This window comes from Leptotrichia wadei, from assembly GCF_007990545.2.
Classification (GTDB): Bacteria; Fusobacteriota; Fusobacteriia; order Fusobacteriales; family Leptotrichiaceae; genus Leptotrichia; species Leptotrichia wadei.
The window spans coordinates 17,840-32,202 of record NZ_AP019830.1 but is presented as its reverse complement, the minus strand read 5'-3'; the positions used below and the strand labels follow the sequence as shown (position 1 = coordinate 32,202).

The following is a 14,363-nucleotide window of genomic DNA, read 5'->3' as shown; positions in this document are numbered from 1 at the left end:
AAATTTTACCAAAAGTAAAAAATTATTATTGACCTTTTAAAAAACTCAAAGTACAATATTATAAAGTTATTGTAGACACAATATCTTATTTCATATTTGTTAATTTTAACATTTCGACCGCGGTCGAAATATAAAATATAAATAGATTTTTAAAGGAGGTATTTTATGAAAGTTATAAGCATAGTAAATCCTAAAGGCGGGGCTGGAAAAACCGTTACAGCTGTTAATCTTGCTTATGCAATGAGCTTGAAAGGAAAAAAGATATTATTAATAGATACTGACCCAAGAAATGCTGTTTCAACTTATCTTAATTTAAAAAATGATAATACAATTTTTGACTTAATAAAAGAATGTTACGAAACAATGAAATTTGATAGGGCAAAATATATTACAAGCAAAAATAAAGTAGATGTTATAATTTCTGATGAAAAATTACTTCAACTTGAAATGCTTTTTGCGAGTTATTCTGACAATCAAGCTATCTTTAATATTTTTTCAAATATAACAGAACAACTGAAACAGGACTATGACTATATCATTATTGATACTGAAGGTTCAATAAATAACACGGTAAGGGGTATTTTAAATGCAACAGACTATATTGTAGCACCTTCAAAATGTAGCCTGATAGATACCAATGGTATTAATGATCTGATAAAAATATATTTTATTGGAAAAAGAAATAATCCTAAACTAGAATTAAAAAAAGTATTTTTTGTTCAAGTAGAAGAAAGAACAAGAGTTTTTGCAGATGCATTGAAAGAATACACAGATTTTTTTAATTCAAATGACTTGGGACTTAGTCCAAATATTTTATCCAAAAATTATATTAGAAAAGATTCAAATATAAATAATGCAATGTTAGAAAATCTTGATATTATAACTTATAAAAAGTCCTCGCCTTCGTCGACAGATTACAGAAATATTGCAAATGAACTAATCAAAGAATTAGAATAGTTTTTCCATTTCGACCGCGGTCGAAATGATACAATCTTTATAAAAAATTCAAAGGAGTATTACAATGGGAAGATTTGACTCATTAAAGAAAATAGACGAATTAACAATTGAAAACATAAAACAATATGAAAGTAATTTTGATTTTTCAGCTTATGAAATAACAGATGATAAATTTATTTCTGAAATAAGAAGTATTGAAAATAATTTGTATATGGCTTGGAATCTGATACAAAATAGAACAAAAGAAATGTGTAAATATTTATATGAAGCACAGGAAAAATTTAAAACACAAAAAGATGGCTCTTTTATGGCATGGTATAAAAGTATGGGCTTCTCTAAGGATCAGGTCTCAATTTCTATTATGAAATATAAACAATATTTAGAATATGGAGAAAATCCTATGGCCTTGAAAAGTTCAAAAAGAACTGTGAAATATATTAACCAAAACTCTGAAAATTTATCTGAAGAAAAAATAGAGGAAATTTTAAATAACCCAAAAGAAGCTCCAAATATAATAAAAGAATTAAAGGCAAAAGCTGAAATAGATTATACAAAAAGACTTGAAGAAATAAACAAGGAAATAAAAAAATTTCAAAGAAAAATTAGACAATTAAAAATCGAAAAAATGGAAATAAAATCACAGTTATAATAAATTTATATCACTCGTAAAAAGTTATTTTTATATCAAAAAAGGGGAATACGATGTATATACACTTTTTATAAATTTAAAATTTGCTAATATAAGCCATTTTAAGCAATTTTTTCTAATTATCCAACCTTTTACACTACAAACTTATTTCATAGTCAAATTTACCCTCATATGCCTCTATATGAATATATATTAATAATATTCTCATCTAAAATACTGTTTCTTTAAAAACGTTTTTTATTTGCTTTTTTTTTTAATTTGTGTTAGAATTATTTAATCTTTAATTAAAAAAAGGAGGTAAATTTTGGGATATAAGAAAATAATAATTTTTGGTACATTTTTGCTTGCAAATCTTGCCTTTCCAGCTCCAGTTAATGAAGCTAACAGAATTATTGATATTCAGCAAAGACAGATTGAGCAAGAAAGAACAAGGCAGCAGCAAGAGAAAATACAGAAGGAATTTGAGAATACAAAGTTTGACAGCCCTAAGCCTCAGGTTGATAAGAATATTGAAAGTAATAATCTGAATACTAATAAATTTTTAATTAAATCAGTCAATATAAAAGACAATGACAGGCTGCTATCTCAAAGGGAAAAAAATAAAATTATTGAAAAATATGTCTATCTTGAACTTAGTTCCGATGACATCAGAAACCTTCTTACAGATCTTACAAACAAGTTAATTTCTAAAGGATATACTACATCTGTTGTAAACTTCGATAGGAATAATGACCTGACTACTAGAACTTTAAACCTTGAAATTGTTGCAGGAAGAATCGAGGATATAAGGATTAATTCCGGCAATGGGCTTGATAAGTATAAGGAATTTTTTATGTTTTCAAAGAACAAGGGGAAAATCTTTAATATCAGGGACATTGACACGGCAACTGACAATTTTAACTCAATCAATGCCAACAATATGACTATGGAAGTTCTTCCTGGAAGAAAGGAAAACTATTCAAGAATTGAAGTAAAAAATAGATTAAAGAATAAATATACTGTCGGAATCTTAGCTAACAACTATGGGGACAGCAAGCAGAATGGAATATGGAGGAGAGGTATCAACCTTAATATTGACAGCCCTCTTGGAATTGGAGACAACTTCTATTTCACATATATGACTGTACCTAAAAAGGATCCAGACAGAAGCTGGAAGAAAACAATTGAAGAATTAAAGCCCGGAGAGATTTTGCCAATAGGACCAGTAGGATATGATCCTGCAAATGGGGATACATTGCCATATAAAAGGCGGCTTGATATGTTTAATTTTGGATATACAATGAAGTTCAGAACTTACACCTTAAAACTCAATTCAAGTAAAAGTATTCAGGAAAGCAGCTTTTATACAGCAAATACTGTATATGACATGTATTCGAGCAATCATATTTTATCAGCAGATCTCGAAAAAATATTGTTTAGAAATCAGAAAAGCAAGGTTAGTCTTGATTTGGGAATTAGAAGAAGACATAATCAGAGCTATCTTGAAAAGTCGGTATTGTCTGACAGAAAACTTACAGTCGGTACAGTGAGCCTTAATACTACTACTTCACTCTTTGGAGGAATTTTTGGAAGTTCTATTGGTTACGAAAGAGGATTAAAAATATTTAATGCTGAAAGGGATAACGGCAAAATAGATACAACTCCGAAAGCACAGTTTCATAAATACAATGTGAACCTTAGCTACTACAAGCCAGTAACAAACAAATTTATCTATAGGGCCAATGTTTATGGAAGCTATTCAAATGATGTGCTCTATGGAAGTGAAAGGCAGACTATAGGTGGTATTGGAAGTGTAGGAGGATATAATACAAGAGAATCCATTCAGGGAGATAAGGCTATAGAAATCAGCAATGAGCTGGCATATAATATTCCAGTTAAGAAATTTGCGGTTGTTTCTCCATATGTTAATTATGGATACGGGGCTGCAAAGTACAACAGGGATAAATCTAAATACAGGACTGGATATGTAACTGGAATGACAGCTGGAATCAGGTTTGATACAAAAATGTTTGATTTTGACTTTGGATATGCAAAACCTATGGCACATTCAGAGTATTTAAGCCCTAAGAAGCAGGAAATGTATTTTAGTGGCTCTTTGAAAGTAAATTTTTAGATAATAACTCAAAATAGAAATAATAAAAAATTTCAAATTGTAATCAGTAAAAATATCGAAAGGAGATGAACAATGAGAGGAAAAAGTAAGATATTACGCAAATTAACTGCGGCACTGCTGCTAAACGTGTTCAGCTTTAATATTCTTGCCGACGGACTTCAGGTTGACCCTAATTCAAGGTACAACACAAGCCTTGACAGATCCCAGAATGGCGTTCCTGTCGTTAATATTTCCACTCCGAATGGCCGTGGTGTAAGTATTAACGAGTTTTTAGAGTACAATGTGGGACGTGAGGGGCAGGTTCTTAACAATGCCGACAACATCGGAAGAAGCCATCTTGCCGGTATTATTAACGCAAATCCTAATCTTGGGCCGAATCAGGCCGCAAATCTAATTTTATTGCAGGTTAATGGGGCAAACCGATCGCAGATTGAGGGATATATCGAGGCTCTCAGCAGGCAGAAAGTAAACGTGATCTTAAGCAATGAAAATGGAATATATTTAAACGGCGCAGGGACAATCAACATAAAGAACTTTATCCCTACAACTGGAAAAGTTAAGTTGAAGGACGGGGATGTAATCGGCATTGATGTCGAAAAGGGAAGAGTTGTTATTGGGGCTAATGGCTTTGATGCGACTAATACCGATTATGTAAACGTTATTGCAAAAGCTATGGAGCTGCAGGGAAATCTTGTTGGAAACAAGGTTGATGTAACTCTGGGGGAAAATACTGTTGACTCTAGCGGAACTGTAACTTCAAAAAACGGAATAAATTCAGTTGCAATTGATGCAAGCAACCTTGGATCGATGTATGCCGGGCAGATAAAGATAGTAAGTACGGACAAGGGGGCAGGGGTAAACTCCAATGGACTTATCTACTCAAGGGACACAAAGCTTGAGATTACAGCTGACGGGAAAATCAATGTCGCAAAGATTAAAGGAAACGGCATTGAAATAAACGGGACTGAGTATGCCCAAAGTGAGCTTGCAAGTTCTGACAAGGGGATTAATATTAATGCGGCTAAAATAAAGCTGGATGGGGAGACTCAGGCAAATGAGGACATCAATCTTAATGGAAACGTTGAGAACAAGTCCAACATATACACAGGCGGAAACCTGAATACGCTTGATATGATAAATTCTGGGAATATTAATGCTTCAGGGAACATAACGGCAAAAGATTTTAGAAACTCTCTTGCAACAGTTCTTTCCGGAGGAAACTTTAATGTAAAAAACTTGGATAATTCCGGAAATATACAGGTTTCAGGAATTACTGATATTAATGGAAAATTTGACAATACAGGAGCATTGACTTCCGTTAAGCGAATCTCAGTTTTAGGAAATGTAGCCAGCACTGGAAATATTTTGACAAATGAAGATTTAACGGCTAGAAATACAGTAACGTCAGGAACAGTTGCAGCTAAGAACCTAAAAGTTGATAACTTGACTAATGACGGTAAAATCAGTGCAAATGGTAATTTACTGGCAAAGGATATTAAAAATACTGGAGAAATCTTAACTAACGGTAATTTAACGGCTAAAAATGTTTCAAGTATGGGGGATATTACTGTTGTTGGTAAAGTTTCAGCTGACAGCTTAAAATCATCAGGGAGTTTAAGAACTAATGAAGATCTTTCGATTAACGGAAAGTTTGACAACGACGGAACAGTTGAAACCTCAAAGAATGTAGCTGTTTCAGGGGACATTAATAATACTGGGAAAATATTGGTCAGTGGTAATTTAAGTGGTAAAAATACTGTTTCATCTGGAGTCATTGCTTCTAAGAATGTTGTTGTGGACAATTTGAAGAATGATGGAAAAATTACTGCAGGAGAAAATATTACAGCTAAGAAGGTAACAAATACTGGAGACATTGCTGCGGCTGGAACAGTTTCAAGTGACGATATGGCAACTTCAGGAACTGTAAAGGCAAATAAGACAGTTACAGTTTCAGGAAAGCTTGAGAATGACGGGACAGTGGAAACTGCTGAAGATGTGAAGGTGTCTGGAAGTATAAGAAATACTGGAAGAATTGCTTCAAACGGAGATTTGACAGGTAAGGACACTATTAATTCAGGTACAATTTCTTCAAAAAACGTAACAGCTGGAAATCTTCAGAATGATGGTAAAATCATTGCAAATGGGGACTTAAAGGCAAAAAATGTTAAGAATACTAAGGATATTACAGCTGTTGGGACAGTTTCATCTGATGACCTGGTAACGTCAGGGAATGTAAGGGCAAACAGAAAAATCACAGTTTCAGGAAAACTGGAGAACAGCGGGGCCGTTGAAACTTCCAAGAACATATCAGTTGCAGGAAACATTAAGAATGATGGAAGAATTGCGGCAAATGATGACCTTGCAGGGAAGAATACTGAAAACAATGGAAATATCTATGTCAAGAATCTGGAAGTTAATAACTTAAAGAATACTGGAAAAGTTGAAGGCGTAAACCTTAAGACGGATGATATTGCAAACAGCGGAGACATTACAGCAATCGGTAAAGTTTCAGGCGAAAACATTGACAATTCAGGAAAACTGCTTGCCAATGATACAATTAGTGCCAAGAATATAAAAAATGCCACTAGTTCCAGCAAAATTGCGGCTGGAAAAGGCATAACTGGGGAAAGAATTGATAACTCTGGAACATTTGCGACAAATGGAGATATTAAGGGCACAAACTCGCTTGTGAACAGCGGAACGGTTGACGGTAAGGGAATTGATATTTTAGGAGCTGACTTTGTAAATTCAGGAAAGATAAATGCTGACAATATTAAAGCTAACGTAACTAATACAAGAAATGACGGATTTATCTATTCAGGAAAAGATATTGATTTGACTACAAATACCTTAATTAATACTAAGGAAATTACTGCAGTCAATAATGTAAACGCCGCAAATGCGAATGTTACAAATAGCGGAAAGATTGCCTCAAATAATAGAGTTCTGCTTGACGGTTCAGCAATTGCAAACACTGGGGAAATTTTATCAGGCGAAATACTGATGAGAAATGCTCAAAGATTTGATAATACTGGAACAATCAAGGGGAACAATGTTGAGCTTGGCATTAACCAGGATATTAACCTTACTGGGAATCTTCACGGACAGCATAGGCTTAAGATTTCAGCAAACAACATTACAAACAATGGGAACACTACTGGAACTGGATTAATTGAGATTAACTCAAATGACTTTACGAACAACAGGGAGCTTGCTTCCGATACGGTTATCGTAAATGGCCGTGGGGAAGTAGTCAACAACAGCATGATTACTGGAAATAACGGAAAAGTTTCAGGAAGAAACATTACGAATAATGATTTAATTGCATTTGACAATTATCTTGAAATGAACGTACAGGGCAAGGTTCAGAATAATAAAGGCAAAGCCATCTATGGAGGGCAGGCTCTTGCCATCAAGGCAAATGAGATAATGAATGATGAGGCCGAAATACTTGGCGGAAACATGGATCTTAATGCCGCAAAGATTACAAACAATGTGGGTACAATCCAGTCGACAGGAAATATTACAATTACTTCCAGCGATTTTCAAAACATTGGTAGGGTTTCTAATTTAGGAAGTTATGAGAAGTATTATGAAACTTGGGATGGCAGAAGATTATCCGAAGCTGAAGTTCTGAATGGATGGATAGTCAATGAGCCTGACTTTCAACATAGAAGCAGGGACAGGGGCAGCGTAAAAAGGCATCAGAGAAGCTGGCTTGAAAGCATGATTGCAAAACATTCTGGAAATTCTCTGCTGTTTTCTCAGTATGCTGATCTTGCCAGAGCAAAATTGGGACAGAGAAGAAAGCTTACTAGAACAAATACTCCGGAAGTACCTGGAAATACTTTGACAGGAAAAATAGATAGCAGGGCAACAACTGAATATGGTAAGGTTTTAGCAAGTGGAAATATTACAATAAATTCAGGTAATTTTAAAAACAGGGACAGCATAATTTCAGGCGGAGGCCTAGTCAATATTAATGCAACAAATTTTGAAAATTCTGTAACGTTAGGGAATGCAGTCCAGTTAAAGAATGGACAGGAAAAACTGTATTTAACATATAGACACGGGAGCAGAAGGAGCTCCGCAAACGGAACTTACAGCAGATACTTAGAGAATGGCGGCATCGGATATGAAAGCGGACAGCCTTCCATCATTGAAGGGGCAGTAGTAAATGTAAATGCTCCAAATATCATAAAAAATCCAATAGAAGCTGGAAATGGTAAAGTATTAAATAATGGCGGAGCGACTGGCAGAGCCTTGATTTCTTCAACTTCAGTTGGAATGAATAAAGGGACAAGTTCTGCCAACGGGCAGGTTCAGGCTGCAGGAAATACCTTGCTGTCTAAAGTAAACAGCAGCTTTAACGGAAATTCACAGGTTAATGGAAGCACAAACTTAAATAATCCTGTAAACAATGGATTTGACAGGGCAATTCAGATTGCAGGAAACAATTCAGGGATTAAGGATATTAAAAATACCGGAAGAATAGACGTAAATCCAATACTTTCAAGCGCAATGTTTACAACAAATATGAATCCAAGTTCTAAATATTTGCTGGAAACTAGAAGCAGATACATAAGTCTTGGGCAATATTTTGGAAGCGACTACTTCACTTCAAGAGTTGGCTATTCCGAAATATGGGATAGAACCAGACGGCTTGGAGATGCATATTATGAAAACCAGTTATTAACTAGATCATTAGCTGAAAAGTTGGGAACATCATTCATAAATGGAAAATCTAATCAGGAGCTAATTCAGTCAATGATGGACAATGCCGCAACTGAAGGTACAAGGCTTGGACTTACAGTAGGGCAAGAACTGACTCAAGATCAGATAAATAACTTGAACGAGGATATTGTCTGGTATGTAACCAAAAATGTAAATGGAGTTGAAGTCCTTGCTCCACAAGTTTATCTAAGCAGCAAGACTAGGGAAAGCATAAGCGATGATACTAGAAACAGGGTTGGCGGAATAAACGGAACTTATGTCAAGACCAAGGATTTTGTAAATGATGGTACAAAATGGGGTAATGGCGGAGTTACCTATGTTGAAGCGAATACTGTAAGAAATGAGACGACTAACAACCTGCTTTCAGAAATTTCAGGAGACAAGACATATATAAGTTCTGTTGGAAATATTGAAAATATCGGCGGACGGATTAACGGTGAAGAGGCGGTTGCCCTGATTTCTGAAAAGGGGAATGTGATTAACAATACCACAAAAAGAACAACTGGATTTAACTATGGGGAGTACGATAAATCTCAGCGTGAGGAAATAGCCTCAATTGGTGGAATCACTTCAAAAGGTACAACTTTCATCAAGGCTGACAGCTATAACTCTGTAGGCGGAATGCTAAAGACTGATCATCTGGCACTTGATGTAAACAGCTTCAATACAAGCGCATTATCATTATCAGGGCAGAGCACGCTTGGAATAAGTGGAAGCAACTATTCAAAATATGCAGAAACAACACATTTTGGCGGTGGAGCAGTTGCAAATTCAGCAGAAGGAAGAATTGGAAACCTTAATCTAAGAGGCTCATCATTCATAGCTGAAGACACGACAGGGCTTGCAGTTGGAAATGTAAGGGCTGAATCAGTAATCAACACCTATGATATTGAATCAAGACAAAGTAATAAAAGCACTTTTGCATCAAATAGCAATTACATAAAATCTCATCAGGAAGAAAACGTTGCAAGTAATTTACAGCTTGGAAAGAATGCTGTAATTACAGGAAATGTTGAAGGGATAGGAAGCAACATCGTTCTTGGAGAAAACACCTTTGTAGGCGGAAAAGTTACAACGGACTCAAGAGAACTGCACAACAGCTACTACGAAAAGAACAAGAGCAAAGGATTTACTGGTGGAGTAAGCCACGGCACAATTTCAGCAGGATATGGAAAATCACAAAGTACATATGATGAAAAGAGTACAATAAATGCAAAATCAAACTTTCAAGTTGGAGATGGCTCAGTATTAAACAGGGGTGCAGAAATTACAGCCACAAACTTTGAATATGGAAATATCCAAATCAATAATGGCGATGTAAAATATGGTGCAAGAATTGACACAAGGGATGTGCATACTTCAAGTAAGAGCAGCGGATTTACAATATCGGCAGGAATAAACAGCCCAATTAAGGATAGAATTAAACAGGCTGCAGGTGCTGTAAGCCAAGTCAAGAATGGAGATGCGGCAGGCGGAGCTATGGAAGCAGTAAACGCCGTAACTGGGACAATTAAAGGATTAGCAGACAATCAGGGGACAAGACAGACAAACTATGTGAACGGAAGCGTAGGAGCAAAAGGTGCAAGAGACGCACAGGCAAACAGCAACTTCTACGCCAATATCGGAGTAAATGCAGGATTTACACGTTCACAAAGCAGTTCAAGCTCCCATACTGAAGGTGCGGCTGTAACTACATTGAAGCCAATGAATGAAAATTCAAGCATTACCTACAATAATGTAAACAACATAACGTATCAGGGAACACAGGCTCAGGGCGGAACATTCATCTACAACAACGTGGCAAACATTCAGAAGGAAGCCGTGGAACTTCATAACAGCTACAGCTCAAGCAGTTCAAGCAGAGGAATAAATGCAGGAGCTACAATTGGCTATGGACATAAGATACAGACTACTGGAAATGGCGGAAGCATTTCAACAAGCAGAAGCAACCAGAATACAGTTGAAACTGTCTATGCAAACGGAAACTTCAAGAATGTAAATGAAGTTCATAACAACACAGGCTCAATGGTATTAAATGGCTTTAATCAGGAAGGTGGAAAACTAACTGGAAATATTGGAAAAGTTGAAGTTGTTTCAAGACAGAATACAAGCACCACAACTGGAAGTTCAAGCGGAATGAGCCTTGGAATAAGTGCAAATGGAGTGCCAAGCTCTGTAAACATAAACGGAAGCAGAACAAATGGAGATAGAGCATTCGTAGACAACCAAAGCACATTCATTGTCGGAAATGGAAGTAGTCTTCACGTCGGAACGCTTGAAAATACAGGAGCTGTAGTTGGAAAGGAAGGAAACTCAACTTTCAAGATTGACAGCTATGTTGGAAAAGATATTCAGAATCACGACACAATGAAGACAACAGGCGGATCACTTGGAATTTCAACAGGAAAACCGAGAATTACAAACGTTGGATTTAATCAGGACAGCAGGGACAAGCAAGGAATCACAAGAAATACAGTAGTCGGAGATGTTGAGATTGCAGGAGCTGAGGGAAGCCAAATAAACAGGGACTTAGGAAAAGCCAATGAAGTAACGAGGGACACTCATAGCAGTACCAATATCAATGTAGAGAGCCAGACTATTGAATATCTTACTAATCCAGCTAAACTGAAAGAGGATATTGGGAAAGCCAAGGATGAAATTGAAGCGGTTGGTGCTGTGGCAAAAGCGGCTTTCAATACAATCGGCTCTAAAGAAAAAAATGGCTTCCTTGACTTCCTAAGAACTGAAAGGGTTCAGGAAACTGTAAGAAATCTAGGCTATATTGACACTAAAGGAAAGACAAAAGAGCAGATAGCACAGGAAATGCAGGATAAATATGGAGAAATTTTCGCAAAGAACGGCAAGAAATTAGAAATTAACTTCTATGTCAACTCAGAAGTATCGCAAGATGATCCTAATGCCAAAAATAAAATGAATGCAGCAGGATTTGTAGCTGAAGATGGCTCAATATGGCTAAATGCGGACAATATTTCATCAGTAAGCAACTTTAACTTAAATTCGGTATTCGGACACGAACTAACACATAACGTAACTGGTAAAGATACAGAACTACTAGCCAACTTTGGAGAAGCAAGAGCTTCAGGATTTATAGAGAAGGCAATGGATAAGGGTTATCTTGCTAGAACTGGTGGAGGATTGAACTGGAACAGTGAAACATTGACTAGGGAACAAAAAGATAGGCTGGCTAGTTATCAGGATATTGAAGAGAAGTTAAAAATATCGAATTATCTTAGAATATATAGAAGTGCAAAACAAAATGAAGTTGTTCACTCTGCCGAAGATAATTTTATAGAAGTAGGAAAAGATATGAACTTAATTTCTAAATTAGAAAAAGAAATACAAGATAAGTTAGGGATTAAAAGTTATAACTTGCCAAATTCTATAAAAAGTTTGGATTTAGAAGGTAAAGAACTTTTAGCTAAAAGTGTTACAGGAGATTTACAAAGTGAATTACAGAATAAACTAACTGATTATAAAAATGCTAGCGGAGATAACAAGAAAAAGATAGGAGAAGAAATAATTCAGAAATATGGTATTTCTAATTCTGATTTGGCAACAGCAGAAAAAAATATACCCGAAATAATCAGAGGGACAATTTTAAAAAGTTCAAATGCAGAAAATAATTTAAAAGAAATTTTAAATAATAAAAATTTGAATGATGATGAAAAAGTTAAAGAAATAGGCAGAAAATTTGGTATTAGTGTAACAATTGAGGATTTAAAAAATAATTCTCAAATTTCGCAGGATATAATAAAAAATGCTTCATTAGAAAGAATAGTGGCTCAAGATACTGATAAAATTGCTAATAAGATGAGATGGGAATCTCAATTTTTTAAAGATTTTTATGCAAATACTCAAAAATTAACAAATAGACCACTTGTAATAGATGAAGACGATTTTGTATGGTATGCTGGAAATGATGGTAAATTATCATCTTCACAAATAGTTTGGGAAAAAGGAAAAGTTAAAAGTCCTTCAGCTAAACATTCAATAACTGGAAAGGTAGCTTTTATTAATGAGAATTATATGTACAAAGGAGAAGATAAAGCAGAAATTTTAAATTCCTGGAATGGAGAACCTGAAATTAAAAATTCAAATGAAACATTTGATACAAAAGTTTGGGATGGAAAAAACTATACAAGTGAAAATAATTTAATAGAAAGAGTTATAAAGGATCAAAATACAATTTTTGTCAGAAATACTCCGGGGAATGCCTATGTGAATTCAGTATCACCTAAGGATGCTGTGATAGACAATGGAATAGAAGGAAAAGGTTCAGATTCAATACTAGGCATAGACTATCATATAGACAAATATAAAAACATTTCTTATAAAGTGTATGATGGAATTGATAAAAAGACAGGATTAATTAAAGTAAGAGATCAAGACGAAACATTTATACCCTATGTAGCTTATTCACACGAATTGAATCATGGTTCCCATAATCAAGAGGGCATAAACGAAGTATTAACACCTCATTATCAAATATATAGAGATGGAAATGGAATTCATTTTAGTGGGGAAAGAAAATTTGAAGTACCTGTATTAGCAGATTCATTAGATGATTTCTATAATAAAATTATAAATAATTTGAAAAATAAAAATTTTACAGCTTATAATAAAGAGGGTAAGATAGATACTGTACATTCAGAAATATTAAAAAAATTAGAAGATAAAAATTCAGATTATTACAAATTTTTTAGAATTGAACTTGAAGAAAAAATGAATAAAGCAAAAAAAAATTCACAAACTACTGTGAATTTGAATATTCCGTTTTTTGATTATCCAACTAATAAAGAAGAGATTAACACAACGGGAATAAAAGGTAGTAAATATGAAAAATCATCCACTCCAAACTCTACTGAAGTTAAAACTATGATAAATCATGGTAAAGAGAATTTAAAAAGAGGTGTATACTAATGAACTATTTAAAAAAAATAATTATTTTTTTTCTGATTGGTATCAGTGTAAATTGTAAAGAAATAGCTAGAATAAATAATAATATAAGAGATGATAAAAATTGGTTAAATATGGAAATAGAGAAAGATGAAAAAATAAAAATATTAAAAACGAAACAAAAATTGTCTTTATGTCTTAAAGAATATAATTTATCAAATTTTTTGGTTTCAAATTGCTCCCTTTTGATAGATAAAGATAAAATAAAAGAATTTACTATAAAAGAAGATGAATTAAAAAATTATAGTGATGAAATTAAAAATTTAGTAAAACAATTAGATAAAAAAATGTATTTATCAAAGGGTATATCAGTTATTCCAAGAATTACAACTACTGATCTTCCTGAAACAACATTTTTTAATAAAAAGATAATTGATTCAGAAGTAATAATATATTTATCAAAAGATTTTAATTATTATTTAGATTTGCATGAATATGAAAAAATGAAAAAAAAGATGGAAAAAATAGATGATTTTCAAGATAAATTAAAAAAAATAGAAAAAGTAGCAGAATACATTTATTCTAAGAAAGAAGAGTATGAATCTATAGTTAATTTCAATTCTAATTTTAGGATTTATTCAGATTTGCATAAATATTTAAATTTTTCTAATGAAGTATATTTTGAAGATTGGTTTCTAGATACTTATTACTATTCTTTGAACGAGGATTTAATAAAATTGTATAATTTACTTGAAAATAATAAAAAATAGAAAAAGTTAATACAGAAAAATTTTAAATTAGAAATTGAAAGTGAGAGTTGAATTATAAAATTTCAAATAATCGTTGTTGTAAAAGACAGCGATTATTTTTTCTCTCATTTTCATACATTCTAAATAATTAATACAAAAAACTTTAATTATACTAAATTCACCCATATACTCCCTACAAGCTAAAATTTTCATTTAAGGCATAGTTTTATACCAAAAATTGATT

General features: G+C 33.7%; 5 protein-coding genes. All 5 read left to right on the top strand.

Annotation, left to right across the window (positions count from 1 at the left end; genetic code table 11):
- Nucleotides 1-165 precede the first annotated feature (165 nt).
- The 5 genes from FVE73_RS10700 (at nt 166) to FVE73_RS10680 (ending at nt 14,140) form a co-directional block, all read left to right on the top strand.
- The gene (locus tag FVE73_RS10700) at nt 166-957 is read left to right on the top strand and encodes a ParA family protein (RefSeq protein WP_018498929.1); all 792 of its coding nucleotides are present in this window, start codon (nt 166-168) and stop codon (nt 955-957) included.
- Between the two features lie 64 nt (nt 958-1,021).
- Nucleotides 1,022-1,606 carry a hypothetical protein gene (locus tag FVE73_RS10695; RefSeq protein WP_018498928.1) on the top strand — a complete coding sequence of 195 codons (585 nt, stop codon included), beginning with the start codon at nt 1,022-1,024 and terminating at the stop codon, nt 1,604-1,606.
- Between the two features lie 304 nt (nt 1,607-1,910).
- On the top strand, nt 1,911-3,719 hold the full coding sequence (locus FVE73_RS10690; protein WP_018498927.1) for a ShlB/FhaC/HecB family hemolysin secretion/activation protein: 1,809 nt from the start codon (nt 1,911-1,913) through the stop codon (nt 3,717-3,719).
- Between the two features lie 72 nt (nt 3,720-3,791).
- Nucleotides 3,792-13,394 carry a two-partner secretion domain-containing protein gene (locus FVE73_RS10685; protein WP_018498926.1) on the top strand — a complete coding sequence of 3,201 codons (9,603 nt, stop codon included), beginning with the start codon at nt 3,792-3,794 and terminating at the stop codon, nt 13,392-13,394.
- On the top strand, nt 13,394-14,140 hold the full coding sequence (locus tag FVE73_RS10680) for a hypothetical protein (RefSeq protein ID WP_018498925.1): 747 nt from the start codon (nt 13,394-13,396) through the stop codon (nt 14,138-14,140). Before FVE73_RS10685 ends, FVE73_RS10680 begins: the two co-directional genes overlap by 1 nt.
- The last annotated feature ends 223 nt before the right edge of the window (nt 14,141-14,363 follow it).